General features: G+C 62.8%; 22 protein-coding genes. 6 read left to right on the top strand and 16 right to left on the bottom strand.

Features of this window, described 5'->3' with window-relative positions; translation table 11 throughout:
• Positions 1–2 precede the first annotated feature (2 nt).
• The 6 genes from ACVISU_RS27515 to ACVISU_RS27490 form a co-directional block, all read right to left on the bottom strand.
• Complete coding sequence (locus ACVISU_RS27515) at positions 3–632, bottom strand: hypothetical protein (protein WP_456708949.1); 630 nt, start codon at positions 630–632, stop codon at positions 3–5.
• A 60-nt stretch (positions 633–692) separates the two neighbouring features.
• Positions 693–2120, bottom strand: a complete 1428-nt coding sequence (locus ACVISU_RS27510) for an O-antigen ligase family protein (RefSeq protein WP_063695670.1) — start codon at positions 2118–2120, stop codon at positions 693–695.
• Between the two features lie 47 nt (positions 2121–2167).
• On the bottom strand, positions 2168–3364 hold the full coding sequence (locus ACVISU_RS27505; RefSeq protein WP_050400683.1) for a polysaccharide biosynthesis/export family protein: 1197 nt from the start codon (positions 3362–3364) through the stop codon (positions 2168–2170).
• Between the two features lie 228 nt (positions 3365–3592).
• The gene (locus ACVISU_RS27500; RefSeq protein ID WP_157113706.1) at positions 3593–3853 is read right to left on the bottom strand and encodes a hypothetical protein; all 261 of its coding nucleotides are present in this window, start codon (positions 3851–3853) and stop codon (positions 3593–3595) included.
• A gap of 49 nt (positions 3854–3902) precedes the next feature.
• Positions 3903–5660 (bottom strand): hypothetical protein, encoded by a 1758-nt coding sequence (locus tag ACVISU_RS27495; RefSeq protein WP_456708948.1) that lies wholly within the window; start codon positions 5658–5660, stop codon positions 3903–3905.
• A 183-nt stretch (positions 5661–5843) separates the two neighbouring features.
• Entirely contained in the window at positions 5844–8783 is a 2940-nt protein-coding gene (locus tag ACVISU_RS27490) for an Ig-like domain-containing protein (protein ID WP_456708947.1), read from the bottom strand.
• 851 nt (positions 8784–9634) lie between these two features.
• On the opposite strand from ACVISU_RS27490, the gene ACVISU_RS27485 reads away from it, so the two are divergent.
• Together ACVISU_RS27485 and ACVISU_RS27480 are read left to right on the top strand one after the other, a co-directional pair.
• Positions 9635–10609 (top strand): GDP-L-fucose synthase family protein, encoded by a 975-nt coding sequence (locus ACVISU_RS27485; protein WP_456708946.1) that lies wholly within the window; start codon positions 9635–9637, stop codon positions 10607–10609.
• A gap of 64 nt (positions 10610–10673) precedes the next feature.
• The gene (locus tag ACVISU_RS27480; RefSeq protein ID WP_456708945.1) at positions 10674–11984 is read left to right on the top strand and encodes a WcaI family glycosyltransferase; all 1311 of its coding nucleotides are present in this window, start codon (positions 10674–10676) and stop codon (positions 11982–11984) included.
• A 43-nt stretch (positions 11985–12027) separates the two neighbouring features.
• Here ACVISU_RS27480 and gmd read toward each other — a convergent pair whose 3' ends face one another.
• Entirely contained in the window at positions 12028–13119 is a 1092-nt protein-coding gene (gene gmd, locus ACVISU_RS27475) for a GDP-mannose 4,6-dehydratase (protein WP_456708944.1), read from the bottom strand.
• 253 nt (positions 13120–13372) lie between these two features.
• Between gmd and ACVISU_RS27470 the strand changes: the two genes are divergently transcribed.
• A complete protein-coding gene (locus ACVISU_RS27470; RefSeq protein ID WP_456708943.1) occupies positions 13373–13639 on the top strand; it encodes a hypothetical protein in 267 nt (88 codons plus the stop codon).
• 139 nt (positions 13640–13778) lie between these two features.
• On the opposite strand, the gene ACVISU_RS27465 is transcribed toward ACVISU_RS27470, so the two are convergent.
• From ACVISU_RS27465 to ACVISU_RS27445, 5 genes are all read right to left on the bottom strand, one after another.
• Positions 13779–14066, bottom strand: coding sequence for a hypothetical protein (locus ACVISU_RS27465; protein ID WP_456708942.1), 288 nt, complete (start codon positions 14064–14066; stop codon positions 13779–13781).
• Complete coding sequence (locus ACVISU_RS27460) at positions 14063–15346, bottom strand: CaiB/BaiF CoA transferase family protein (protein WP_456708941.1); 1284 nt, start codon at positions 15344–15346, stop codon at positions 14063–14065. The genes ACVISU_RS27465 and ACVISU_RS27460 overlap by 4 nt, the downstream gene beginning before the upstream one ends.
• A gap of 81 nt (positions 15347–15427) precedes the next feature.
• Positions 15428–16399, bottom strand: a complete 972-nt coding sequence (locus ACVISU_RS27455) for a PDR/VanB family oxidoreductase (RefSeq protein WP_456708940.1) — start codon at positions 16397–16399, stop codon at positions 15428–15430.
• Positions 16396–17715: a Rieske 2Fe-2S domain-containing protein gene (locus tag ACVISU_RS27450; RefSeq protein WP_050400690.1), complete on the bottom strand. Its 1320-nt coding sequence runs from the start codon at positions 17713–17715 to the stop codon at positions 16396–16398. Before ACVISU_RS27450 ends, ACVISU_RS27455 begins: the two co-directional genes overlap by 4 nt.
• A gap of 13 nt (positions 17716–17728) precedes the next feature.
• Positions 17729–18055 (bottom strand): hypothetical protein, encoded by a 327-nt coding sequence (locus ACVISU_RS27445; protein ID WP_456708939.1) that lies wholly within the window; start codon positions 18053–18055, stop codon positions 17729–17731.
• A 207-nt stretch (positions 18056–18262) separates the two neighbouring features.
• Between ACVISU_RS27445 and ACVISU_RS27440 the strand changes: the two genes are divergently transcribed.
• Positions 18263–18757, top strand: coding sequence for a MarR family winged helix-turn-helix transcriptional regulator (locus ACVISU_RS27440; RefSeq protein ID WP_456708938.1), 495 nt, complete (start codon positions 18263–18265; stop codon positions 18755–18757).
• Positions 18758–18764: 7 nt separating this feature from the next.
• Here ACVISU_RS27440 and ACVISU_RS27435 read toward each other — a convergent pair whose 3' ends face one another.
• From ACVISU_RS27435 to ACVISU_RS27420, 4 genes are read right to left on the bottom strand one after another with little or no spacing between them, the layout of a single operon-like run.
• Positions 18765–19958: a CaiB/BaiF CoA transferase family protein gene (locus ACVISU_RS27435; protein WP_456708937.1), complete on the bottom strand. Its 1194-nt coding sequence runs from the start codon at positions 19956–19958 to the stop codon at positions 18765–18767.
• A 10-nt stretch (positions 19959–19968) separates the two neighbouring features.
• On the bottom strand, positions 19969–22206 hold the full coding sequence (locus tag ACVISU_RS27430) for an acyl-CoA dehydrogenase family protein (RefSeq protein ID WP_456708936.1): 2238 nt from the start codon (positions 22204–22206) through the stop codon (positions 19969–19971).
• Between the two features lie 3 nt (positions 22207–22209).
• Positions 22210–23019 (bottom strand): enoyl-CoA hydratase/isomerase family protein, encoded by an 810-nt coding sequence (locus ACVISU_RS27425; RefSeq protein WP_456708935.1) that lies wholly within the window; start codon positions 23017–23019, stop codon positions 22210–22212.
• A 55-nt stretch (positions 23020–23074) separates the two neighbouring features.
• Positions 23075–23941, bottom strand: coding sequence for a FadR/GntR family transcriptional regulator (locus tag ACVISU_RS27420; protein WP_050400696.1), 867 nt, complete (start codon positions 23939–23941; stop codon positions 23075–23077).
• Positions 23942–24024: 83 nt separating this feature from the next.
• On the opposite strand from ACVISU_RS27420, the gene ACVISU_RS27415 reads away from it, so the two are divergent.
• On the top strand, positions 24025–25164 hold the full coding sequence (locus ACVISU_RS27415) for an acyl-CoA dehydrogenase family protein (RefSeq protein ID WP_050400697.1): 1140 nt from the start codon (positions 24025–24027) through the stop codon (positions 25162–25164).
• A 53-nt stretch (positions 25165–25217) separates the two neighbouring features.
• On the top strand, positions 25218–26420 hold the full coding sequence (locus tag ACVISU_RS27410; RefSeq protein WP_456710908.1) for an ABC transporter substrate-binding protein: 1203 nt from the start codon (positions 25218–25220) through the stop codon (positions 26418–26420).
• Positions 26421–26476: the final 56 nt, after the last annotated feature.

Here is a 26476-nt window from a genome sequence, read left to right as displayed (position 1 = left end):
TCTCACGGACTCACTGAACTCGAAACGACGCCGGAATTCGAGAACGTACTGCCCAGGCCGGTCACACTCGACGTGTAGCTGAACAGCGGCGTGTTGGTGCCGCTTCCGCCGATCGGCTGCGGGCCGCCGCCCCCACCACCGCCGAACTGCAGCGGATTGGTTTGACCTCCGCCAGCGCCACCGCCACCACCGCCGCCGCCTGCGGCTCCGATCGGTCGGTCGCCAGCGCCGGCGGCGAAGGCCAGAACGACGTCCTGGTCCTTGGTGTTGAGAATCGCCTGTTGGATTTCTGTCGCAAGACCGGGGTTGGTTCGGACGATGACCTTGGCAGCCTGCGCCAGGCCGGCGCCGATGGCCGCCTTCTGGTCCTTGTTGGCGTTCGCGATCAAGTTGATGATCGGCTGAAGCGTGGCGGGGTCACCCGAGACCAGGTCGCGAACGGAGCTGACGAGTTCGGCGCCGCCGCTGGGATTCTTGGCAAGAAGCTCTGCCGGGTTGCTCAGGAATTGAGCTGTGGCTTGAGGCGAACGCTGGGCCGACGCCGGTGTCGGGGCCTGAGCGGCTACGCACAATGCGAGAATCGCAAACGCAGCGACGCCCGTGATTTGTTGTTTAAAAGCGATTTGGAACATACCATGAACCCTTCCAAAAATATAACGATATCTTAACCGCATAGCCCCCCAACATCAACGTCAGTCGGGGCTTTCCGAACTTTGGTTCACTTCAAAGTTAACCGCCTCAGCCTGCTCTACCGTTGGCTTCTGTGTCTGCGCGAGAGCGGCACCAAGCAGAACAATCACGGTCCCGGCGTAGGCAGGGATTTGCAGTGAAAAATCAATGAGGGAGTGCAACACGGCGACCGTTGAGACGGCCAGGGCGGCGCGCGGCAGCGTACGGGAGCGTCGAGGATCGAGGCAGGCGCGCAGCAGCACCGCCATCGCGCCGATCCAGGCCAGGACGACGATGCCCGCCAAGACTAGGCCGCCCTCTGCGGCAATCTCAAGGGCGACGTTATGGGCCCGATCCCACACACCCCAGCCTGAAATCTGGCTGCTCCGATAGGCGGCGAAGCTCCAGCGGAACGAGCCCAAACCGCTCCCGAGCCATGGAAAATCCGAAATCATGCGCAGGACCGAGGCCACGACGCTGGCCCGTCCACCGCCGGTTGTGCCTTCGGTTTCCAACCGTTCGCCCAAACCGCTATCGAAGATTTGGTAGATCGCCAGGATGACGACGACGGCAGCGCCGAAGGCCAGCCATTTGCGAAGCCTGGGCGACATCTCCGATCTGAAATTCAGCCCAAAGGCCACGAGCAGGCCGACAAAGCTGCACGCCACCCCGGCACGCGAACCGGTTAGGACCAGTGCCAGCAAGCAAACGCAAAAAAAGCTGCCCGGCACCGCAAGTACACGCCAATTCACGCGGGTGGTCGGTGGGCGGCGGCGTTTGCCGGGACGGCGCTTCCTGCGCAGATTGAGGCGCCGGAACGCGAGCAGTAGCCACACAATGGCAATCGACCCGAAATAGACCGCCGCCGCATTGCGGTTCGTGAACGTTCCGGTGAGATTGCCGACATAGGCGATCTTCTCGTGCCATAGCACGAGGTTGGGTTCGAGCGCGTAGGAGCAAATCGCGTAAACCGCATAGAGGCCACCGGACCAAGCGATCGTGCGGAACAGACGGCGCGAGAGCGTTTCGTCGCCGCCGCAGATGTAGCCTCCCGTGAACAGCAGCAGATTCAGAAGCGGCGCGCCGATCGCGAGATAAGGCTGTCCCTTGGCGATCGACGCGCTGGCCTCCAGCGGCATTCCCAGAATCTGGCTGGCCAGGGCCCAGATTGGATGGGCCAGGGAATCGGACGGCGCTCGAACCACGACCTGAAGGTGGAGGATGGTCGCATAGCTCGCGACGCCGACGGCAATGATGGCTGCGAGAAACAGCGGTGAAGCGATGGCCGGCGGCCGCAGCGCAAGCCCGACCACCGCTATGCCCACCAGGCCGCACCAAAGGGAAATGGCGACGGAGGACACCGATGCAAACGGGAAAGGCAAAATGGCCACGACCGCGAACAGCAGCGCAGCAAACGCATCCGAAATCTGCCGCGGCTTGAGGACGACCATCGCCGTCTCCAAGACGACGATGTATCGCCGGTCGCTCCGCACGCGGATCAGGGACCCGTTACGACCAGATTCCGAAGCGCCGCACCATTGTAGGCTGCAACTATCGGATCGTTGACCGTTGCGGTGACCAGCCTGATGTACGTCATCAGCTTCGCCGATTCCACCGCTGGAGCATTCGACGTATACAGAACGTCCTTGTTCCGGATCAGCACCTTCGTCGCCAGGAAGTACGTCGACGGGTCGCGCATATTGAAATTATACACGATCGGGATGATCGGCGTCGTGAAACGGCTCACGTCGACGCCCATCATCGCGGCAATTTCGCGCCGCTCACCGCGATAGAGGAAGATCGCTCCGGGATCAGCCAGCGTATCGTTCAGGCCGCCTGCCTTACCCACGGCCTCGGCCACCGAAATTCGCCAGGCGTCGAAATTGAACTGCCCCTGCTGGCCGGTCGCACCAAACGCCACGAACGTCTGCGGCTCACGATAGACGTAAACCGTATCGTTCGGATGGACCCAGATATTGTTCGACGGCTCGTACACCAGCGACCCAAATGGCACCGTCGCCTGCTTGCCGTTGCGCTCGAGCATGACCCAAGTGTCGAAGCCTTGTCCCTTGGGGCCACCGGCACGAGTGATCGCATCGAGCAAGCGCTCGCCAGCAGCGTTTGCGGGATAGCGAACCGGATTGTTCACTTCGCCGAGAACGCTGATGAGCGACGTCCGCTGATCGATGAGGGCGACCACTGCCTGCGGCTCGATCGCGCGATTCTTCAGCGCATCCGCAATCGCCTGCTGGACTTCGGAAGGCGTCCGCCCTTGCGCGCGGACAGCGCCGGCGTAAGGAACCGAAATATTGCCGTTGTGGTCTACCGTCTGATTAGGCAGAGCAATGAAGTTGCCGGGTCGAACACCCGCTTCAACCGGGATGAACAGGCCGCCTGCGGCTGCCTCAAAGATGGTCACGCTGACGACGTCGCCGACGCCAAATCTGATTTCGCGGGGGGGCTGACGATCGGGATAGGTAACCGTCAGCTTGCCGGTATTGCGCGCCAGCACGGACACGACGTCTGAATTGACGCGGACCAGCGCATACGGAAGGCTGTTTTCATCGACCGGCGTCTCGCTTTTTACAGCTTGGCTGGACGGCCCCGACGTCGGCAAATAGCTGCACCCGGCCAAGGCAATCGTGGCGCTAAGGGCTATTCCGGCAAAAAACTTGATTTTAAAAAAAGTCCCCATGCTTTCGGAACTATCATGGGCTCAGCGCAATCTCTAAGCGAATCTACGTTGGGTCCGATTTTTGGGCCACGGTAGTTGCTGATCTGCAACGATCTTGCGAGGGTTTAACCGGCATTTAACCAAGCTTCGCAGACCAGCGCAATTTTGATCGCTGGCTACGAAGGCATCGTTACGGCGGGAAGGCGGACAGGCGGCGGATTTGGCGAACCTCACCCTGGTGATAGAGAATCACCGGCTCGAGCCGGAACCGGCGTAGCCGCCCTTCGATTGAGAGCTATTGGAGTTTCCGAACGGGCTTGTGAACGGGCTGCCAAATCCGGTGCTGACGCCCTGGTTGGTTCTCACCGCCGAATTCGGCCCTCCCGAGACCGCCGATCCGCTCTGGCGTTGCTGCGTCACGGTCTGGGTCGGGGTTTGCGATACGCCCTGCGCCATTGCGCCCCCTCCGGACAGCAACAACAGAGTCAGCACGGCTGTTCCGTGTCTCATGAAATACTCCTTCCAATTTCCCGGATCGTTGCAACGACCGGGAATTGTCTCACGCCGCCGCGACGGCGAGAAATTCCGGCCGGCATTGCGTTAGCTGCCAAAAGTGTTCGAAAACAGCAAATGGACCGGCGCGCTCAGTATAGGTGTGATGGACGTGACGCGCCAGATCCCCTTGGGGACCGACGTAGACAACCGCCTTTTCCCCGAAATTAGTCAGGCAGGCGACCCCATAGGGTGTTCTGCTGTCGCGCTCCATCGGAACTGGATAGACGAACTCGGCCAGCGCCGCCTCGACCTTCGTCCCGATCATGGTCTGGAATATCTCCTTTTGATCTGTGACGACGGCATGAAGCGCATCGATGGATCTCGCGGGATCGTCGTCGGTCGCAGCGAGCATCGCTGCTGCTCCACCCGGCGATCCCGACGTCCAATCGAGAACCGCACCAAGGTACCGTGGCGGACGGTCCAACCGGACGACCCCATACGCAGCATGAGCCAGTCCCATTCCCCCGCCCGTCACAACCCATTTCCCCTTCGAAATCATGCTGCCGACCGTGCCAATCCTGCGGATGACCTGCCCTGTCGGCGAGGCTCCGAGATTCGGGGAGTCCGGACGGTCGAAGTCGTCGAAGAAGGCTTTGGCGGGGCGGCTCAACGAGGCGCCGTCTGAAACCTTCGCGCCGAATAAAGTCAGTCTCGCGATAGTCGAATTCCAGCTGCCGCTTACGCCGCTGCCCAGTCTGGCGAGCTTCAATCTCGCGGGCATTTCGCAATCGATCGTCTTGAGAGCCTTTCCATTGAGCGACACCGCGAGTCCACCGGCGCCCTGAATCAAGCAAACGGTAAACCGCATCAGCGGCGGCACGACACCGAGCCGAACTTCGCTCGAGGTACCCTTGCTCACGACGGTCACATAGAGAACCCTCTCGCGCTGCCGGATCTCGACATAGTTGTCCGGATCGGCGTACTCGCACCATAGCGAGCCCGCCCCCACAAATCTCGGCGCATCGGCCGTAATGAGGACCGAACGTTCGACATGCGAGAGATAGCCCTCGGCGTCGGCCAGCAGGACGTCGTCGGCCTTGCGCGATGTCGCGCAAAACGTCGACCGCCAGCCACGTTGCTCCAGCTGAGGCGAGTGGAGCTCGAATGTGGCGTCGAACCGCGCTTGCGTCGTCACTCGCAGCGCAAGACTCGCAAACCCGTCGTCGGGGGCTACCGAGCGAACTTGTTCCCACCACGGCTTGTCGCTCTGCATCAATTGAATCGGGACGGCGGCTGGCGGGATGGCCGATCCGTCCGACTTCAGCGGCAGGATGCAGAGCTCTACCTTGGTCACCCCGCCCGCGTCGCGATTTGCCGACCGCAAGGCAATGGATCCCGTGAGCAACTCGCCGCGCTTGACTGCGAAGTGCCGGTTGGCAGCCATCACAACATAGAACTGGCCGGCGCCGTCTCCTCGCAGTTGCAGGCGACCGGACGTCGCGTTGAGCTTGGTGAAGGTGACGACCTGGCCGGCCATCGGCGTAACCTGCCATCCCGACGGAAGTGCTGCTTCCGCCGAAAAGCCGGCGTCCTCAACGCCGTTCAGAGCTGCTTCCTCGATCATGATGCCGGCCGGATCGCCGAATACCTCATGATCCATGTAGCGCAGACTGCCACGAAGGACGCGCGTGTGCAGGTCCGATGCCGTTCGATCGAGAAAGTTGAGATCTGCAAGCGGCGTCGGGGTCTGCTCGGCGGCGCCGGCCTGGCTGTAAAACAGCGCAAATAAAGCAGAGCCTAAAATCTCCCTGCGTGTAGGCATCTCTCAGGCTCCAGATGGTGGCACTCGATACTGGCAGACCGGCTCCCCCTCGGCAAGATTTGCGCGGCACAGCGCGGTCGGACGCGTTCGCGCTTTCCGGATCGATCGCGAATTGCGTCCCAGCGCGGCCGGCAGGCTTCACTGCCTCCGCCCTCCCCTCAGGAAGGCGCGCCACTGCTCCCTCTACAGATGCAGCATGAAAGTGTCGTGGGTGTGGGTGTAGCCCATAGCTTCCGCGATCGAGTGAATGTCGAAATGCGCATCCTGCGCAGTCGAACTCGTGTACCAATCAAGCTGCACCTCGTGGAATGGCAGCGGGGTGTGGCCATCATACGGGCTTGCGCTGCCGGCGGCCGCGGACGGATGGAAAACAAATCCGTCGCCGACCTGGCTCACTGTAGCGGCTTGATTCGGCATCGACAGCGTCTGCGGAGCGACGTTCGTCGCGGGAGGGTCGATGACAAATGTGCCGCCGTGTCCGTCACTGGACAGGGCGAACGTCATTCGCGTGTAGTCGCCCGTCAGATTGAGATGCGCAGTATGGTTTTGCGCGTCGGTGACCGTCAGCACGCCGCCCGAGGTATTTCCGATATACGAAACCCGGGTGCCGGCGCTGAACGCGATATCCCTCAGGTCGAGGATATCCGAGGCGTTCGGGTCGCCATTGCCCGAAAGGCCCAGGATATTTCCGGTGAACTTGCTGGACTGATCCAGGATCAGCATGCCCGTGTTCTTGCTGAATGTGATCGCGCCCGTCGCGGCGCCGGCGAGCTCGAGGCTGCCTCCGGCATCGATCGTAAGCTGCAGGCTGACGCTGGTCGCGACCGTGCCGGCCTTCGGGCCGATCATACCGTCGCCGTTCAGATCCTGATGCATCGTCGTCTCCAGCGCGAGCAGTGACGTGCTCGAGCCGGAGACCGAGCCGGCAACGGTCGACAGGAAGTTGCCGTTCGCATCGGTGGCCACGACAGTATACAGGCCGGTGCCGGCATCCTTCCACGCGACATCGTACCCGGTCGACGTCTTTTCGGCACCGATGAAATTGTAGCTGGGGAATTGCTCCAAGCTGACTGCGGCGCCCGCCAGTTTGAACACGACATCGGTGCTGCCTGTGACAAAGTGGAGGCTGTTTCCAACCTGCTCGAGGATCGTGCTGCCCGACGTCTCGATGATCTTGACGGGCAGGCCGATCGTGCCGTCGCCGTTCAGATCCTGATGCATCGTCGACTCCAGCGATCGAAGCGCATCGCTCGGACCGGAGACCGGGCCGGCGATGGTCGACAGGAAGTTGCCGTTCGCATCGGTGGCCACGACCGTGTAAAGGCCAGTGCCGGCATCCTTCCAGGCGAGGTCGTAGCCGGCCGCCGTCTTCTCGGCGCCGATGAAATTGTAGCTGGGAAACTGATCCGTGCTAACCGCGGCACCCGCCAGTTTGAATACGACGTCGGTGCTGCCTGTGACGAAGTGGAGGTTGCTTCCGACCTGCTCCAGGATCGTGCTTCCCGCGCTTTCGATGACCTTGGTCTGGAGAACATTGGATTGCACGCTCGTGTTGCCGGCTGCGTCAGTCGCAGTCACCGAGAACGAGTGGGGGCCGGAGGAAAGCGATCCGACGTTGATGCTCCAAGTGCCGTCGCTCTTGGCCTTTCCGGAGCCGATCAGGGTGGTGCCGTCGTAGAGCGCGATGGTCGCGCCGGCTTCGGCAGTACCGGAAACCGCGGATTGGGCCAGCGTAAACGTCACAACGACAGGCTGGGCTGGAGCCACGGTGTCGATCGTCACGGTAAGCGACGTAGAGGCAGAGCTGACGTTGCCAGCAGCGTCCATCGCCTTGGCTGTGAACGAGTGGTTGCCATCGCTCAATGTTGCCGTCGCGAAAGACCAGGCGCCGGTCTTGTCAGCAACCACCGTGCCGACCTGCGTCGTTCCGTCGAAGATCTGGACCGTGCTGCTGGCCTCTGCGGTGCCGCTCAGCGTAATGTGGTTCTGGTTAGTGATGCCGTCGCCGACCGTTGCACTGTCCGGCGTGAATGAAGCAATGCTCGGGGCCGTGGGCGCGGTGGTGTCGACCGTCACCGTGAGTGCGGTCGACGTCGTGACGTTGCCGCTCTGATCCGTCGTCGTCGCGGTGAAGGGATGAATCCCGTCGGTCAGATTTGCCGCGACGAACGACCATTTTCCCGTGCTGTCGGTCACCGCCGTGCCAAGCTTGGTCGAGCCGTCGAAGATCTGGACCGTCGTACCGACGGCGGCCGAACCCGACAGGGTAATCTGCTTCGCGTTGGTGATGCCGTCGCCGGTGATGTTGCTGTCGGGCGAGAACGAGTTGATCTGAACGACAGGCGGTTTGGCGGAATAGGCGCGGATATAGTCGATGAGCATGTCGCCGCCGACCGGCGCACTGGGGTCGGTGATGGCCGGCCCGTACAGCGCCAGGTCGGCGATCATATACATTGGGGTGTGCATGTCGGATGGAGTGGCAATCTGGAAGGTCTTCACTCCGTCGACGTACCAGGTGATCGTATCGGCCTCCCAATCCATGCCGTAGGTGTGGAATCCAGTCGCCATCGTCGGGATGGAGACTCCGTCCTGCTGGAGCTGCATGCTGCCCGTCGCAGAACTGTGCGATGTCATGTAGTCGATGGTCGGGTTGTTGCCGAGCGACTCCATGATGTCCAGCTCTTGAGCCGGCACGGTCCCGAGCAGCGCGTTGTTCGTGGGCAGCAGCCAGAATGCGGGCCAGAGCCCCTGGCCGGCAGGTAGCTCGGCCCTCATCTCGAAGTAGCCGTAGAGCTGCGAGAAGGAGTGATAGGTCGTGATCATGCCCGACGTGTACTGGGCATTGTTGATGTAGGGCTGGATCGCGGGAGCTGCGGGGCCCGCATGAAGATCGAGGATGCCGTTGCTCACGGTCCACGGCGTCACCGAACTCGTCGGTGCATAATTGCTGTTGATGTACCAGTTGACCTCCTGGTTGCCACTAATGTTGATGCCGTTGGCAGCCGCCCACCAATAGGTCGAATCCCAGGTGCCGCTCGTACCGTTCCACAGGCTGAGCGAGTTGAAATCGTCCGAAAACGTGAGTGTGGCCGTTCCAGCGAGATTTTTCGGATCGATCGACATAGCGCTCTCCTCAGCTGGGAAATTGCTATGGCATCGCCGGTTCTCCTGAATTTAATGGCTGGATACGAGTTGTTTTGGTAATTAAGGTGCCCCTGCGAGTACCGCTAAAATTAGACGTATCGGCAGCAATGGTTCTTGACCGACGGTGGCGGGCGCATTTCAGCAAGGTTAATTCGACGCGAACCTGAAGAACGGGACAGCGGCTGCCTCTCCACATTCGACAGCGGCATCTGGGTCCGCAGTTGCAGACATCTCCATCGCAGATGAAGCGGCCTATCCACGAATCGACGCGAACGTTGGATGTCGGACGGGTTCTCATCTCTCGGGCTGAGATGATCCAGTGCTGACGCGAGCCCGGACCTGTCCTGACCTGCTCTCACGCCGCATGCGTGTGGTACCCGACCCAACGTGGGAAACTCGGGATTGCGATAGTCGGTAGGACCCGTGGCCCAAGCGAGATTTCCCTGCACTTTGCCCGGGCAAACGAAAGAGACTTTTCCGACCCCCGTAAGATTCCGTGGTCCGACAGCGCATCGCCTGGTTGCTTTGCCCGTAGATTTTCGGGTGCTCGAACGGCAGTTCCCTGAAGAGGGAGACGCAATGGACCTTAACGCGGCAGAGAATTAATGCATATCTGGTCAGACCAGCATCCCGGGCATTGCAAAGTTGTCCCGCTTGGGAACCCTTCGCATCTTCATCATTAATATGCTCGTTCGGTTACAACCGACCGTCGTATTGGTAGGAAGTATTGCAACGGCGCCCGGCTGGGCTTCGGACACCGGAGACCACAATATTGCAAGGCCCTGCGGCGGCCGTGAAGCATTCGGATTTCAGTAGGCAAGGGTTCATTTATGTCGGGGGGATTTTTCTACGATCTGACTGGAAGGCGGGTCTTCGTAGCCGGCCATCGCGGAATGGTGGGCTCGGCCATCATGCGCCGCCTCGCGTCCGAGAGCTGTACCCTCCTTTATGCCGATCGCGGAGAGCTCGACCTTGCGAAGGAGCAACCGACATTGCGTTGGCTCGAGGTAAATCGTCCGGACGTCGTGATCCATGCCGCCGCCAAGGTCGGCGGCATTGCCGCCAACAGTAATTTCCCCGTCGATTTTCTCTGCGACAATCTCGCGGTCGAGCTCAACGTGATCCGCGCAAGTCATGCAATCGGCGTTGGGCGCCTGCTGTTTCTCGGCTCGTCCTGCATCTACCCCAAGCACGCCAGGCAGCCGATCGCGGAAACCGAATTGCTGACGGGGCCGCTCGAGCCGACCAACGAATGGTACGCAATCGCCAAGATTGCCGGCCTCAAGATCTGTCAGGCACACCGGCGGCAACATGGTGACGATTTCATATCGGTCATGCCGACCAACCTCTATGGCCGCGGCGACAATTATCATCCAGCGCACAGTCACGTGCCGGCGGCGCTGATACGACGCTTCCACGAGGCCAAGCTGGCAGGAACCCGTACCGTATCCGTCTGGGGCACGGGTAGCCCGCTTCGCGAGTTTCTAAATGTCGACGACTTCGCTGATGCGTGCGTCTTTCTCTTGAAGAACTACTCGAATGAACTGCCCATCAATGTCGGCAGTGGTGACGAAGTCTCTATCGCCGATTTTGCCGCCATGGTAGCGGAAGTCGTGGGCTATACGGGCAAGTTGGTTTTTGATACGTCCAAGCCGGACGGCACGCCCCGCAAGCTCCTCGACAGTTCGCGGATTCGCCAACTGGGCTGGCGTTCGACTACCCTGCTACCGATCGGGCTGGCGGGAGCATATGAGGACTTTCTGAAGGGCTACGGTCGTCATTTGGAATGCAATTCCGGCGACTGACGAGATCAACGCTTTTTCGAGACGTGAATTTTCGATTCCAGTTTTAGAAGTTGGACTGTACTTGATGCGTGTTCTGTTGGTCGGAATCAACTATGCGCCCGATTTGATCGGCGTCGCAAAATACAACACGGAGCTCTGCGAAAGCCTTGTGGCCGACGGGCACGAGGTCCGTGTGATCACTGCGCCGCCCTACTATCCTGCCTGGCGAATCCCGACCGGCTTCGACAGTCGCTATTTCAGGGCTCGAAACGCCAACGGTGTCGAGATCACCCGCACCCCGATATACGTGCCGCGGAAGCCGACGGGGGCGAAAAGGCTGCTGCACCATGCCTCGTTTGCGTTGACGAGCGCACTGCCGATGCTGACGAAGGCGCTCGAATGGCGGCCCGACGTCATGCTGTCCACCGCTCCCTCCCTGATGTCGTCCGCGCTCGTCTCGTTCGTCGCGCGGCGGATCGGTGTGAAGTCCTGGCTCCATGTGCAGGATTTCGAGGTTGATGCCGCCTTTGATCTCGGACTGCTTCGAAACGGCGCGCTTCGCAGCCTGATGCTCGGGGCCGAATCTCGCATCCTTCGGTCGTTCGACCGGGTATCTTCGATTTCACCGCAGATGGTCGACCGGCTGCTGGCCAAGGGCGTTGCTGCGGAGCGGACCGTCGAGATCAGAAACTGGATCGACACGAGCGCCATCTTTCCTCGGTCGCGGCAGACCAGGTATCGGCGTGAATTCGGCATTGGCGAAAGCGATGTCGTCGGACTCTATTCGGGCACGATGTCGAACAAGCAGGGCCTCGATCTCGTGATCGAAGCCGCGTCCATCCTGCAAGAAAGTCATCCGGAAATTCATTTCATCCTCGCCGGAGAAGGGCCTGACAGGGCGAGGTTGCTCGATATGGCGGCCGGCCGTTCCAATGTTCATTTCCTCGGACTGCAACCCAACGAGAGCTTCAACGAGCTAATGGCGACGGCGGACATGCATCTCATTCCGCAGAAGGCAGAGGCGGCTGATCTGGTCCTGCCATCCAAGCTTGGGGCCGTGTTCGGCTCCGCCCGTCCGGTGATCGCGATGGCGACCGAAGGAACGGGGTTGGCCGAGGAGGTCAAGGGTGCCGGGATGGTCGTTTCCCCCGGCGACACGCGTGCTCTCGCCGATGCGATCTGCGCGCTTGCCCAGGATCAGGCGCTCTGCGCGGCGTTCGGCACCGAAGGACGGAAGCGCTCGCTCGAGCGTTGGGATCGTCGGGCCATCGTCGGGCGCTGGGCGCTTGAGATGAGCGCGATGCGACATGCACCGTCCGCGTCCGAAACGCAGGTGGCGATGACCGCCGGCGGGCCCGACGCCATCGCGGTGAAGGACGCCATCCGCCTGCCTTGACGGCATTGCGACAACAAGCGCCAGACGGCGTTCCGGGCTGCGGTCACTCGTGACGCGGATAATATCTGAAGCCGTGTTGCTTGATCAGTTCATCTCGCTTCGCTGCGGCCAGATCTTCCTGCACCATCTCGCGCACCAGGCTCTCGAACGAGGTCTTGGGCCACCAGCCAAGCTTCTCCTTCGCCTTGGAGGGATCGCCCAGGAGGGTCGCGACCTCCGAGGGACGGAAATAGCGCGGGTCGACGGACACGATGCACTTGCCTGTGGCAGCATCATAGCCCTTCTCGTCGACGCCCGTTCCTTCCCAGCGGATCCGCATCCCCACTTCGCCCGCGGCAACCTCGACGAAATGGCGAACCGAGTGCTGCACACCGGTCGCGATGACGAAGTCCTCCGGCGTATCCTGCTGCAGCATCAGCCATTGCATTTCGACATAGTCACGCGCATGCCCCCAGTCGCGGAGCGCGTCAAGATTGCCCAGATAAAGACGCTCCTGAAGGCCGAGGTGGATGCGGGCCAAGGCGCGTGTGATCTTTCGGGTGACAAAGGTTTCGCCCCGCACCGGAGACTCGTGATTGAACAGAATTCCGTTGCAGGCATAGATTCCGTACGCCTCACGATAATTCACCGTGATCCAGTAGGCGTAGAGCTTCGCAACGGCGTAAGGCGACCGCGGATAGAACGGAGTGGTCTCCTTCTGCGGGACTTCCTGCACCAGGCCATACAGTTCCGAGGTCGAGGCCTGGTAGAATTTGGACTTCTTCTCGAGCCCCACGATCCGAATCGCCTCGAGGAGTCGCAGTGTGCCGAGAGCGTCCGAATTCGCGGTATATTCCGGCTCTTCGAACGAAACCGCCACGTGACTTTGGGCGGCGAGATTGTAGATCTCGTCCGGCTGTACCTGGCCGACGATCCTGATCAGGCTGGAAGAGTCGGTCAAATCACCATAGTGCAGCCGGAACGAAGGATCCGGCTCGTGTGGATCGAGGTAGAGATGATCAATGCGGTCGGTGTTGAAAAGCGAGGTCCGTCGCTTGATGCCATGGACCTGATAGCCCTTCGCGAGCAGCAATTCGGCCAGATACGCCCCGTCTTGACCGGTTACGCCGGTTATTAATGCTCTTTTTTTCGTCATATGGCCTACTCAAAATATGATCCTCATATGTAGCCAAAATCGCCTTGCATGCGCAGTGCGCAGGTCGATCAGGGCGGCAATTATTGCAGCGTAAGATTAATCCTCCGGCGCGTACGTGCCGTGTCGGAAGCCGCCCCTAGACGGCACATCTGCAGACCCGACGTGAACGGGTTGCGCGATCGACCATTGCCTGTTCTGCACCCCGCGATAGGATCACGCCGCTGCAACGATGACGGCAGCAGGGAGGGTCACCATGCGCGCCGAACAGGAATTCAAGCGAGCCGCCCTCGCATTCTCGCTGGTGGCTCTCCTGCTTTTGCCAACCGAGACATCAGCCGTCACCGTTGAGGTGGCGAGGAAATGCAATGCGCTCGTTGCGAAGAACTTTCCACCACGTCAGCCCGGCAATCCGGCGGCGGGCAGCGCCAAAGGCAATGGACAGGCCGAACGCGACTATTTCAAGAAATGCGTCGACAATGGAGGCAACGCGGACGACGCCGCCGACAAGGACAAGAAATGATCGGATCTATGTCGGCATCGCATCGAGGCAGTCTTGCACGACTGCCAGGGCCATTCACGCGCCGACATGGTCGAGACGATCCCGCGAGTTCATAGCGTCGATGATCCGATCGATCGGCGAGATCGACGGTATCCCCCGATCAAGCCACCCGAGACGGCCAGGGCAAGTTGGCCTCCGTTGTTCGCGCCCGCTCTCGTTCGGCCGACCGCAGCAGGTTGCCGGTGTTTCGGACCACCAAACCAAGTCGTTGATAGCGTTGTGGCGCGACGTTCGCCTCCAAAAACAAAAACCCGGCAATCCATTCAGATTGCCGGGTTTCCGTACCGAAAAGCGGAGGCGCGCCATGACGATAATATTCGGTCTCGCCGATCCCGATGACCGCGACCCGGCCCCGCAGTGTCCGCTCCTCTCCCGCGCGCATTGTCACGGCTTGGTATCCTTTCCCGCTGGCCGGCCCCCGAAAGCTCTGCCCGCCGCGAGCTGCGCGATGCGTGCGTCGTCATAGCCGAGGAGTTCGCGCAGCACGTCCTCGGTGTGCTGGCCGACCGCCGGCGCCGCGACGGGATCGACGATCGGCGTCCGCGAATAGCGAATCGGCAGGTTCACATTCGGCACCCAGCCGATCGTCTCATGCGGAATCCTCGTGACGATCCCGCGCTCCCGCGCCTCGGGCGAACGGATCGCCTCGCCGACGCTGCGCAGCCGGCCGCAGGGCACGCCGGCCGCCCGCATCCGCGACTGCCAGTGTGACCAGGGCCGCCGGGCAAAGGCATCGCCGAGGATCGCGAACAACTCCTCACGCCGGCGGATCCGGTCAGGACCCGTCGCGTAGATCCCGGCTGCGGCGAGATCCTCCCGCTCGAGTACTTGCGCCATCAAGCGCTGGAATATCTTGTCATTGCCGCAATTAATATAGAACGAGCAATCGCTGGCCAGGAACACGCCCGACGGACAGGTGTCGGGACTGGTATTGCCGCTCCGCTTTGGATCGGCATTGTTGAACAGCGACTGCATGGTCGCGTACCCGGTCATCAGGACGGCATTCTCGAACAATGATACTTCGATGGCCTGGCCGAGGCCACTGCGCTCGCGCGCAAGCAGCGCGCCCAGGATCGCATTGCTCGCCATCATCGCGGTGCTGATGTCCATCACCGGCGACAAGGCCCGCACGCCCTCGCGGTCGGCGTAGCCGTTCATCGAGACGAAGCCGCTCTCGACCTGTGCGATCGGGTCGAAGCCGAGCCGGTCGGCAAACGGCCCGTCGCGGCCATAGGCCGACACCGCGCAATAGATGATCTCGGGCCTCAGCTTGCGGCAGCTCGCATAGTCGAGCCCGAGCCGAGCCATCACGCCGGCCGAGAAGTTCTCGACGACGACATCCGCCGTCGCGATCAGCTCGCGCGCGACCTGCAACCCCTCCGGGGATTTGAGATCGAGGGCGACACTGCGCTTGTTGCGGTTGGTCCACAGAAACGGAGCGCCGTGCCTGAGGTCCGGATGCACCGGAGGATACCGGCGCAGATCGTCGCCGCGGCCGGGCGCCTCGACCTTGATCACCTCAGCACCCATGTCGGCCAGGATCATGGTCGCGAACGGGCCCGCGATGAAGTGCGAGAGATCGACCACCCGGATTCCGTCAAGCGCCCTCGGCGCGCCGGCCGGACGAGGCGTGTGCTCAGGGAATTCGGCTTCAAGCTGATCCAGCATGTGAGGCATCCGTTCGTCTTGAGAGGGTTGATCCGGGTTCGCGGGCCGTCGTCGTCAATTGCCGGTCGGCGGAGCGACAGTTCAGAGATCGAGCACGAGCATGCGGGATTTGGCGCCTGAGCAACAGATCATGACGCTCCTGTTCGTCGCCTGCTCCTCCTCGCTCAGGAACTGATCGCGATGATCCGGCATGCCTTCGAGCACGCGCGTCTCGCACGTACCGCAGACCCCTTCGGTGCAGGCGTAGTTGGCGGCGATCCCGGCATCCAGCAGCGCATCGAGGATCGTCCTGCCGGGCTCGACCGTAATCGTGCGGTTGCTCCGCGCGAGCCTGACCACGAAGCCGCCCTCGGTGGCCGGCGCTTCCCGCGCCTTGAAATACTCGATATGCACGCGATCGGCGGGGCGATCCGCCGTGGCCGCCTCGAATGCCGCGAGCATGGGCAACGGCCCGCAACAATAAAGATGCGCGCGTGCCGGTGCGGCCCTGACGATGGCCGCGAGATCGAACACCCGTCCCGCTCGCTCGTCGTCGAAATCGACGTGCAGGCCGGCATCGGATCGAAACGTGCCGAGTTCGTCGAGAAACGCGGCCGCGGCGCGCGTTCGCGCGGCGTAGAACAGCTCCCAGCAACGTCCGAGCGCCACCAAGCGCCGGATCATCGACAGCAATGGCGTGATGCCGATGCCCCCGGCGATCAGGACCGAATGCTCGGCCTGTTCGCAAAGCGCGAAGTTATTGCGCGGGAGCGAGATGGTCATGATCTCCCCGACCTTGACGGTGTCGTGAACGAAGCGCGAGCCGCCACGGCTCTCGGCATCTCTATTGACCGCGATGACATAGCGATGCCGCTCGCGCTGATCGTTGACCAGCGAGTAGCTGCGGACCATGCCGTTCGGCAGGTGCAGGTCGATATGGCTGCCCGCCGTGAACGGCGCCAGTTCGCCGCCCGTCCGCGCCACCAGCTCGTAGGAATTGATCCGTTCAGCCTCGTAGCTGATGCGCTTGACCAGCACCTGCTGCGTGCCGGCCATATGGTTAGATGCGCTCACAGCTCGTACCCGAAATCGGCGCCGAGCTGCGCCCGCATGAAGGGCGCACCGACGTCGACCCAGGAGTCCTCCGGCGGCAGCCGCAGCGACACCGCGCGCACCATGAATACGTCGGGATCCGACACGCCCCTCGGCCTGATCGCGTGATCGCGATAGGCACCGAGCGCCTCGAGAATGAAACGCCGCGTCATCGCGATGCCGGTATCGCTCGAGCAGAGCGTCTCCCTGGTGCGATCGAAGATCGGTGAAACGCCGCTCTGACAGGCGCCGTCCTGCACCCAGAGCCCCGGCAGGCCGGAGAACCAGGTGGTGCGCTGCGCTTCGTAGTCGAACTGAAAGCCGTTCTGCGGATTGTATTTGGTCCAGTAGCCGGCATACGGCACCGTCACCGGGTGCTGCACCAGCGCATGGCGGCTGGCGTGGCCGCTTTCGCGGCCCTTGTGCCCCTCCGCGAACACCTGCCGTGTTTTCTCCAGCAACGGCTCCGACGGATGATAGGAGAACATGATGCAGAGCGTGTTCTCGTCATCGATCGGCACCCAGGCATGCCCACTCAGATCCGGGAACGGCGACAGCGGCGGCACCAGCGTGTAGAACGGCAGCAAGAACTGGTTGACCCGCCAGTACAGCGTGTTGGCATCGTAGTTGCGCCGCGCGGCAATGCTCATGCCGAAATCCTGCTTGATGCATTCGAAGGTCGGGCGCAGGTCGCGCTTCTGGATCCAGGCGCTGGTCGTGCCCTGGGCGTCGAGCCGCCCATGCAGCAGCGGCGCGTGCGCCGAGTCGATCTCGCCTTCCACCGCCTGCAGCCAGTTGCACTCCTGGACGCGGAGCGAGATGTGCACCTGTTCGGCCGGCACCAGATTCCATTCGAGGTTCGGCAGCGGCGGCAGCTCGGCGTGATCCGGGCCCATATAGGTCCAGATCATCCCGTTGCGCTCCCTGCAGGGATAGGCCTTGATCCGCACCCGCTCCTTGAGGCGGCTGCGCACTGGCTCCGCCGGCATATCCGTCACCGCGCCGGTGGCGTCGAACTTCCAGCCGTGATAGACGCAGCGCAGCCCGCAATCCTCGTTTCGTGCGAAGACCAGCGGCGCGCCGCGATGCGGGCAGGCCTGGTCGACCAGCCCGACGCGGCCCTCGGTGTCGCGGAAGGCGACCAGATCCTCGCCGAGCAACCGAATGCGCTTCGGTTGACCGTCCTTGTCGAGATCCGTCGACGGCAGGAACGGAATCCAGTACAGCCGGAAGAGATCGCCGAGCGGCGTGCCCTTGCTGACCCTCACAAGGCGTTCATTGTCTTCGTGCGAGAGCATGGGTTTGCCTCCTTCAATTGCGGGTGGCCGGTCCCGCCGCGCCGCCCAGCAGAACGGCCACGCGGTCGGAGAGCCCGAGATCCTGTGCGGTCCAAAGCGGATCGGATGCAGCGAGCGGCTGGCGTGGAATGGGAGGCTGCTTGCCCTCCTCCACCAGGCCGACGATCAATTCGATGCGGCGCCGCTCGAGCTCGCGTAAAGCGTCCTCGACGACGGCAGCCTCCGCCGCGCATCCCGGCAGTTCGGGATAGGCGAGCCGAACCCGCCACTGCCCCGGCTCGGTTTCGACCGCTTCGGCCTCAAGCAGATAGGGAATCGACAGCAGCTCACGCAGGTCCAAGTTCAACCTCCCTGCACGACGTCTTTCGCATCGCATATAATACGTATACGTACTACATAGCCGAGAAGCTGACAAGAGCCGAGCGCAATTGCATCGACCCGTGAACAAGACTGGACGGTGGTTCAGCGCAGGGTTGAGGGCGTCAGGCCAAGCTGCTAACGGCTAAGGCGAATTCGCAAAATCCCGGCTGGGACCGAACGAGACAGCATGGCAGTCGACAGGGCACCGAAGAGTGGTTCGGCCGCAGACATTGCGCGCGAATGGCAACTGGAAGGCGGCGTCGGATTTCTGCTGCGGCTGCTGGAGGCGCGCTACGACGGGCTCTATCAAAGCATGACGCGTCAGAGCGACATCACGCCGCGGCAGTTCGGCGTGCTGATGGCGCTGTATCAGCTGGGTCCCCTCACCCCCTCCGTGCTGGCGGAGCGGATCAGCTGCGACCGCAACACGCTTAGCGAAATGCTGAAGCGGATGGTCGCGCGCCGGCTGGTCGCAAAGAAGGACAATCCGGACGACCGCCGCTCGCTTCAGGTGCAGATCACTGCCAAGGGTGAGGAAGCGCTACTGGCCGTGATCCCGGCAGCGGCCGAGTTGCAGAACATCATGCTGGCGCCCCTGCGCAAGGAAGACCGCGCGCATTTCCTGAAATGCCTGCTGGCGATCGCGAAGGCACCGCCGCCCGACGCACCATCCGATCGTTGAGCCCCACTTAGGCCGCAGGCTTGCCAAACGTCCCCGCAGCAGCAAGCGCCGCGATGGCGTCGGGCGACAGTCCCAGAATCCGCGACAGCACGTCATCGCGCTGCGCGCCGATCCCGGGCACCTGACGACCGATCGGGGTATCGGCCCCGGACATCTGCCAAGGCGCGCTGACGCCGACGAAGTCACCGGCACCATCCGAAACCGTCCCGAATACACCCCGTTGACGCAGATGGGGATCGGTCAGCGCCGCACCCGGCGCACGGTATTTGGCGCAGGGAACGCCGGCGCGATCCAGCGCTGAGATGCATTCGGCGGCGGTGTGACGCTCCGTCCATTGCTCGATCACCTGCATCATGGCGGTCCAGTTGGCGCCGCGCGCCGGAATGGTCGCAAAGCGCGGATCGTTCACCAGTTCGTCCTGTCCTGTGACCTCACATAGCGCCGCAAAATTCCGCGGCGTCACCGGGGCGATCAAGATATCGCCATCGCGGGTGCGTACCGGCCCATAGGTCGGCCGTGGCGCACTGATCGGAAATTGCGCTTCCTGGAGCTCGTAGACCAGCAGATTCAGCATGCAATCCATCAAGGCGACATCGACCCGCTGGCCTTTCCCGGTGCGTTGACGCTGGACCATCGCGGTCTGGATCGCGGAATAGCCGAAGATGCCACCGAGAATGTCGGCGACAAAGATGGCTCCGGCCGCCGGACGCTCGCGGTCGCCGGCATAGCGCGCCAGGGACTGATCAAAGCCGCTCTCGGCATGCACGATCATAGCGTAAGCCGCCCGCTCGGCGGCGGGGCCTGTCTGGCCGTAGCCCGAGATCGAGCAATAGATCAGTCCTGGGTTGATCTGCCGAAGCGCGTCATAGCCGAGGCCGAGACGATCCATCACACCGGGGCGGAAATTCTCGACGAGAATATCCGTCTCCGCGACCATGCGATGCACGAGCCTGACGGCATCGGCATTCTTCAGGTCAAGCGCCAGGCTGCGCTTGCCGGCATTGAGCTGGCCGAAATAAGTACTGTGGCCTTCGCGCAGCGGCGTCCGCAGCCGCATGTCGTCGCCTTCCGGCGGCTCGATCTTGATGACCTCGGCGCCGACGTCGGCGAGCAGCCGCGCGCAATAGGGCCCCGCCACCATGATGGAAAAATCCAGCACCCGCACACCTGCGAGCGGTGCCCTGTCGCCATCCCTTTGCATCCGATCTCTCCTATCTCGGCAACCCGAGCGCGCGTTGCGCGATCAGGCTGCGCTGGATTTCGTTGGTGCCGATGCTGATCACCCACATCAGCGAATGCCGCAGGTTCTGCTCGAAGCGGCCATTGTCGATCGCACCCGGCATCTGCTCGGACAGCGCCGCGCGCATGCCGAGAATATCAAGCGCGGCCTCGCCGAAACGCTCCATCAACTCACCGGAGAACACCTTGCTGATCGCGCCATATTCCGGCGGCGTCACGCCGTCGGCGGCGAGGTCCGCGCAATGCATCATCAAGAGACGGCCGATCTCGATCTCGGACGCCAAGGTCGCCATCCTGTCGCGGACGATCGGGTCGCTGGCCAACGACTGTTCGCCCTCTCCGGCCATCACACGCGCGCGCAACTGCTCGAAGGCGTGCGCCACCTTCAGGACGATGCCGCCACCGACCAGCCCGCGCTCGAAGGCAAGCGCGCCGGTCAGCACCTTCCAGCCGCCATTGACCTCGCCGACCAGGTTCTCGGCGGGAATCCGCACGTTGTCGTAGAAGATGTTGGCAAACGTGCCGTCATACATGGTTGCGGACGGACGTATCGTGATGCCCGGTGCATCCATCGGAACGATGAACATGCTGATGCCGGCATGCGGCGGCCTTGCAGCCTTGTCGGTCCGCGCGGCGAGGAACATGTATTTGCCCCACCAGGTAGTGGTCCAGATCTTCTGGCCATTGATCACCCAATGGTCGCCGTCCCTGACGGCGCTGGTACGCAGCGCCGCAAGGTCGGAGCCTGCCTGCGGCTCGCTGTAACCCATGCCATGCATCGCTTCGCCGCGCAGGATCTCCGGTAGGTATTCTTGCTGCTGCTCCGGCGTACCGAACATCATCAGCGCATTGGCCTGGATCGCCGCGCCGATCCGCGGTGCCTCGCCCCGCTCCATCGTCTCCATGAAGGCGATCTGCTCCAATGGAGAGCGCCCCTGCCCGCCGAACTGCTCCGGCCATACGAGGCCGATCCATCCGGTCTCGCCGATATCGCGGGCGAAGGGCGCATCGAACTCGCGCTTGGCGAACGGCCTCTGGTCGAACGCTTGCTTCGTATCGCCGCTCCAGTTTTGCGCGAGCCAGCGTTGAACCTGCTCGCGGAGCGCATTGCCGGCGGGCCCGAGGTCGTATTGCGGCAACCCGGCGCCACCCGCATCGAGCAGCCGTGCGGCCAGTCCGCGTTTTGCGTCCGAAGCACCGCCGAGCGCGATCGTATCGAGATGCACGCGCTTGAAATGGATCGGCGCCTCGTGCTCCTCGGCATAGCCGATCGCACCGAACGTATGCTGGGTCTCCAGCGAGACCTGCCGCAGCGCCTCCCCGGAAAATGCCGATGCGCAATCGGCAAAGTAGTGCCAGTCGGCGTCGCCGCCATCATGCAGTCTGGCGGCATGCTCGAGGATCAGCCTGACGCCTTCGAGCGCGATCAGGCAGTTTGCCAGCTTATGCTGGATAGCTTGGAATTTTCCGATCGGTTGGCCGAACTGATACCGCTCCTTGGCGTAGTCCACGGCGAGCTCAAACGCGCGCCGAGCCGCGCCGTGGGCACGCGCGGTCAGCGCCGTCTTGCCCTTGAGCCGGAGAAGGTCCAGATCGACGGTCCCTACCGGAATGAGCGTGACCGGCGCTGCGCTCAGCCTGACCTCATATAATCCCCAGGCACCCATCGCGCGGGTGGCAACACATTCGACACCGGGATCGCCGAGATCAATCAGCGCAAGGTGAGACCGATCGCAAGCGACCAGCAGGTGCGTCGCGCTTGCCGCGGCCTCGACGAAGCGGAGCACGCCGTTAGCCGTGAGGTCGGTGACCGCGATCGAGCCCGTCCCGGGATCGGGATCCAGCCCGCCGAATGAGAAGGCGATGATCGCCTCCCCGCAATGCAGCCGCGCCAAAAGATCGGCCGCAACGACCGCCTGCGATCGGGAAACCGCAAGGTTGGCAAGTGCCGCCGACCACATCGGCGCCGGACATCCGGCGCGGCCAAGCTCCGCCATGACGACGAGAATCTCGGCAAGCCCACCCTCGCCGCCGCCCCCCGCGCCGAGTGCGGCGACGCCCAGCCCGACCAGCTTGCGCCAGATCGCCGACACCTCATCCGGCGAGGACGATGTCGTCGCACCGCGCGGACGCCAATGCTCGTCGAGGAAGCCACGCAGGGAGTCGCGCAGCATCCGCCTGACGTCGTCGTTCGACGCTTCCGCCGCCATGACCTATGCCTTGCCGAACCGGGGCTTGCGCTTCTCCTTGAACGACATCGTCGCCTCCTTGTGGTCGGCGGTCTCGAACGTCACCTGTTCCAGCGCCATCGAGGCTTCCAGCAGCATGTTCACGCGCTCCTTGACGATCTGGTTGATCGACAGCTTGGTCCATCGAATGGCCCAGGTCGGACCGTTCGCAAGCTCGACCGCGATCGCGCGTGCCTTGGCCAGCACCTCGGCGCGCGGAGCGACATGGTTGACCAGCCCGATCCGCTCCGCCTCGGCGCCCCTCAGCAGCGTGCCGCGAATCAGGAATTCCTTGGCCTTGTTGACGCCGATCAGCAGGGGCCAGATCACGGTGCCGCCGTCACCGGCGACCAGGCCGACACGCGAAACATGGGTGTCGCCGATCCGCGCATCCTCGGCCATCACGGTGATGTCGCAGAGTAGCGCGTGGGTCGCCGCAAGACCGATAGCGTCGCCGTTGATCGCCGCGATGATCGGCTTGTCGAGCTCGAGCTGGCGAGTGACGCCACGCCGGCTGATCATGGGGTCGTGCACCTCGCCCTCTTCGAGCACGTCGCCGCCCGGCCGCTCCGACATCGCCTTGACGTCGCCACCGACGCTGAAGAAGTCCCCGGCGCCGGTCAGCACCACCGCATTGACGGCGTGATCGTCGGCAAGATCGTCCCAGATCGTGCGCAGCTCGCGGATCAGCTTCTGATTGATGGCATTACGCGCCTGCGGACGATTCAATGTGACGGTCGCGACCTTGTCCGCGACCTCGACCGTCAGACATTCATACTTGGCGTAGTTGGACACGTTTGCCTCCGTTGTTATTGCCGTTTGGGTGTTGATTTGTTGGTGCGGCCGATTGCTACCGGCGCAACCCCGGCTGCACGTCAGCCAATGCGACGTGAAGCGACATGGCGCCCGGGTCCTGCTCTAGCATGCGCTGCACGGATTCCAGGTGCGAGCGCAGCAGCCGGCTCGCCAGCGCCACGTTCCGCTCGCTGAGCGCCGCCAGGAACTGCCGCCGCTTCTCGGCCAGCCGCGCCATCGCGACTCCGCTGGAAGCGACCTTGGCGTAGACGAAGCGCATGTGAATCTCGGTGACGGAGTCCACGATCATCGCGATCACCTTGTTGCCGGTCGACGCCGCCAGCAGCTTGTAAAATTCGCGCGAGCACTCGACCCGATCGAGCAAACGGCCTTCCCTCGTCGCAAGCTCGGTGCGCTCGATATTGGCTTCCAGCGCGTCGAGGTCGGCGCGCCGTGCATTTGCACAGGCCAGCTGCACCACGAGGTCGAGCACGTGGACCCGCGCCTCCGACAATTCCCGAACCGAGATTGTCCCGAGGCTCAGCATGTCGCGCATGACCTCGTTCATGCGCCGGGTGTCGCCCTGCTGGATGAAGGCGCCGCCCTTGACGCCCTTCTGCAGCCGCAGCACGCCGGCCATCTCCAGGCTGCGCAGCGCCTCCCGCAGCACATTGCGACTGACGCCGAGCTGCTGGGCGAGTTCGCGCTCGGCCGGCAGCTTGTCGCCGGGCTTCAGCACGCCGAGCGCCAGCTGCTCGCGAATCCGCTCGCAGATCTCCTCGAACGTCCGCCTGGTGTGGATCGGCTTGAATGTCGGCGCGGCGGCGGAGCCGGCTGCGCGATGATCGATGGCCCGCTCCCGCCGGTTCAGCGAGGCGGTACGGGAGCGCTGCGGCGCGCGAGGGCTTGACTTGGTGCTCATGCGGTGAATTATTAAATGGATCACCCATTCAATGGAAGCCCCTTTTTGGGTCTCCGGTCAAGAAAACACAAAGGGGAGTTTGCATGAGTTTTTCCGAGGAGCAGGTCGCCTTCCGCGACAACGTGCGGAGGATGGTGGCCAAACACGTGACGCCAATCGCCGCCGAGATCGACGAGACCGACCGCTTCCCGCTCGAGCTCGTCAAGCTGTTCGGCGAGATGGGCCTGATGCAGCTGTGGGTGCCGGAGCGCTACGGCGGCCCAAACGGCAATCTGACCATGGCCTGCATCGCGCGCGAGGAAATCTCGAAGGTCTCGCCGGCCTGCGCATCGATCGCCGCGCTCAACACCATGTTCATCATGCCGCTGCTGCATTTCGGCTCGGAAGAGCAGCGCAAGAAGTACCTGCCGATCATCGCGGAGGGTGGCGTGGTCACCGCGATCGCGATCTCCGAGCCGCAGGCCGGCTCCGACGTCGCTGCGCTCAACACCCGCGCCCGCAAGGACGGCGACAGCTATGTCCTGAACGGCCGCAAGCAATGGTGCAGCTACGGCGTCGTCGCTGATTACATCGTGGTGATGGCACGAACCAGTGACGGCACCGGTGCAGACGGCATCAGCGCCTTCATCGTCGAGCCGAAGAAGATGCCGGGCATCTCTTTCGGCCGTCACGAGCGCAAGATGGGCTTTCGCGGCGCACCGAACACCCCGATCTTCTTCGACAATGTCCGGGTCCCCGCGGAAAACCTCGTCGGTGAGGAAGGCAAGGGTTTCCGCGCGTCGATGCGTGCGCTCGACCTCAACCGCCCGACCATCGGCGCCCAATCGGTCGGCCTTGCGCAGGGCGCGCTCGATGCATGCATCGCCTACGCCAAGGAGCGCAAGCAGTTCAAGCAGCCGATCGCCGAGTTCCAGGGCGTGCAGTTCATGCTCGCCGACATGGCCATGCAGATCGAGGCAGCCCGCGCGCTGGTCTATGAATGCGCCCGCGCCGGCGATGCCGGCGACTGGAAGCGCCTCAACGTGCTCGCCAGCATGGCGAAATGCGTCGGCAGCGACATGGCGATGAAGGTGACGACCGACGCGGTCCAGATCTTCGGCGGCTACGGCTATACCATGGACTACCCGGTCGAGCGCATGATGCGCGACGCCAAGCTGACCCAGATCTTCGAAGGCACCAACCAGATCCAGCGCGTGGTGATCGCCCGCGAGCTGCTGCGCTAGCTCAAATCGATTACAACAAGATTGAATTGCAGGGAGAAACGACCTTGAACCACATCATCGACCGGGCTTTGGCGGCCATCGCGCTGTCAGCCCTGCTGACCGTGCCTGCCCAAGCACAGAAAGCCTACGGTCCCGGCGTCAGCGATACCGAGATCAAGCTCGGCCAGTCAACGCCGCTGAGCGGCCCTGCTTCTGCGTTCGGCGCCGGCGCCGGCCGCGCGGTGGTCGGCTATTTCGAGATGCTGAATGCGAACGGCGGCATCAACGGCCGCAAGATCAACTTCACCCAGCTCGACAACGCCTACAGCGCGCCGAAGGCCGTCGAACAATCGCGCAAGCTGATCGAGGATGTCGGCATATTGGCCGAGGTCGGCACGATCGGCACCGCGCCCAACGTTGCGATCCAGAAATACCTTAACTCCAAGCAGGTGCCACAACTCTTCATCACCGCGGGCGGACGCCGCTTCAACGATCCCAAGGCCTTCCCCTGGACGATCCCGCTCTATCCGGACTTCGAGACCGAAGGCCGCGTCGTCGCCAAATACATCCTGACCGCAAAGCCGTACGCCAGGATCGGCGTGCTCTACCAGAATGACGATTACGGCAAGGATTACCTCAAGGGCCTTCGCGCCGGCCTCGGTCCGAAGGCCGAGTTGATCGTCGCCCAGGCCTCCTACGAGCTTGCCGACCCGACCATCGACTCGCAGATCGTCCAACTGAAGGCCGCCGGCGTCGATACCTTGATTGAGCAGTCGTCGTCGAAGGCTGCCGCGCAATCGATCCGCAAGGTCTACGAACTCGGCTGGACGCCCCTGCACGTGATCGGAGGCTCGACGGCGTCGGTCGATACCATTCTGAAGCCGGCCGGCCTCGAGGCGTCGAAGGGGCTGGTGACCACCCAATTCCTCAAGCAACCCGGCGATCCGGCCTGGGCCGATGACCCCGAGGTCAAGGCCTACAAGGCCTTCCTGACGAAGTATGCCCCGTCAGCCAATCCAGACGACTATTCGGTGCTGGTCGCCTACATGAACGTCCACGCCGTGGAGCTGGCGTTGCGCAAATGCGGCGGCGACCTGACCCGCGAGAACCTGATCAAGCAGGCGACCTCACTGAACGGCGAACGATTGCCGATGATGCTCCCGGGCATCTCGATCGGCACGCGGATCGGGGACTACACGCCCTTCAGGACTTTGCGGATCGCGACGTTTGACGGAGCAAGCTGGTCCCTGACCGGTGAGCCTCTTTCTGCCGATTAGACCAGCCGCCCCTCCATACGGCGTCGCGCCGCCTGGCACGCGCTGCGGAATGACGT

The organism is Bradyrhizobium sp. USDA 4452, assembly GCF_054063575.1.
This window is presented reverse-complemented; position numbering and strand designations above follow the sequence as displayed.

Coding starts and splice junctions, on each gene's coding strand:
- ACVISU_RS27420 (WP_050400696.1), bottom strand. CDS start 23,941: ATGAGCACCAAGTCAAGCCCTCGCGCGCCGCAGCGCTCCCGTACCGCC.
- ACVISU_RS27510 (WP_063695670.1), bottom strand. CDS start 2,120: ATGGTCGTCCTCAAGCCGCGGCAGATTTCGGATGCGTTTGCTGCGCTG.
- ACVISU_RS27415 (WP_050400697.1), top strand. CDS start 24,025: ATGAGTTTTTCCGAGGAGCAGGTCGCCTTCCGCGACAACGTGCGGAGG.
- ACVISU_RS27460 (WP_456708941.1), bottom strand. CDS start 15,346: ATGCTGGATCAGCTTGAAGCCGAATTCCCTGAGCACACGCCTCGTCCG.
- ACVISU_RS27490 (WP_456708947.1), bottom strand. CDS start 8,783: ATGTCGATCGATCCGAAAAATCTCGCTGGAACGGCCACACTCACGTTT.
- gmd (WP_456708944.1), bottom strand. CDS start 13,119: ATGACGAAAAAAAGAGCATTAATAACCGGCGTAACCGGTCAAGACGGG.
- ACVISU_RS27505 (WP_050400683.1), bottom strand. CDS start 3,364: ATGGGGACTTTTTTTAAAATCAAGTTTTTTGCCGGAATAGCCCTTAGC.
- ACVISU_RS27515 (WP_456708949.1), bottom strand. CDS start 632: ATGTTCCAAATCGCTTTTAAACAACAAATCACGGGCGTCGCTGCGTTT.
- ACVISU_RS27500 (WP_157113706.1), bottom strand. CDS start 3,853: ATGAGACACGGAACAGCCGTGCTGACTCTGTTGTTGCTGTCCGGAGGG.
- ACVISU_RS27485 (WP_456708946.1), top strand. CDS start 9,635: ATGTCGGGGGGATTTTTCTACGATCTGACTGGAAGGCGGGTCTTCGTA.
- ACVISU_RS27480 (WP_456708945.1), top strand. CDS start 10,674: ATGCGTGTTCTGTTGGTCGGAATCAACTATGCGCCCGATTTGATCGGC.
- ACVISU_RS27495 (WP_456708948.1), bottom strand. CDS start 5,660: ATGCCTACACGCAGGGAGATTTTAGGCTCTGCTTTATTTGCGCTGTTT.
- ACVISU_RS27430 (WP_456708936.1), bottom strand. CDS start 22,206: ATGGCGGCGGAAGCGTCGAACGACGACGTCAGGCGGATGCTGCGCGAC.
- ACVISU_RS27440 (WP_456708938.1), top strand. CDS start 18,263: ATGGCAGTCGACAGGGCACCGAAGAGTGGTTCGGCCGCAGACATTGCG.
- ACVISU_RS27435 (WP_456708937.1), bottom strand. CDS start 19,958: ATGCAAAGGGATGGCGACAGGGCACCGCTCGCAGGTGTGCGGGTGCTG.
- ACVISU_RS27470 (WP_456708943.1), top strand. CDS start 13,373: ATGCGCGCCGAACAGGAATTCAAGCGAGCCGCCCTCGCATTCTCGCTG.
- ACVISU_RS27450 (WP_050400690.1), bottom strand. CDS start 17,715: ATGCTCTCGCACGAAGACAATGAACGCCTTGTGAGGGTCAGCAAGGGC.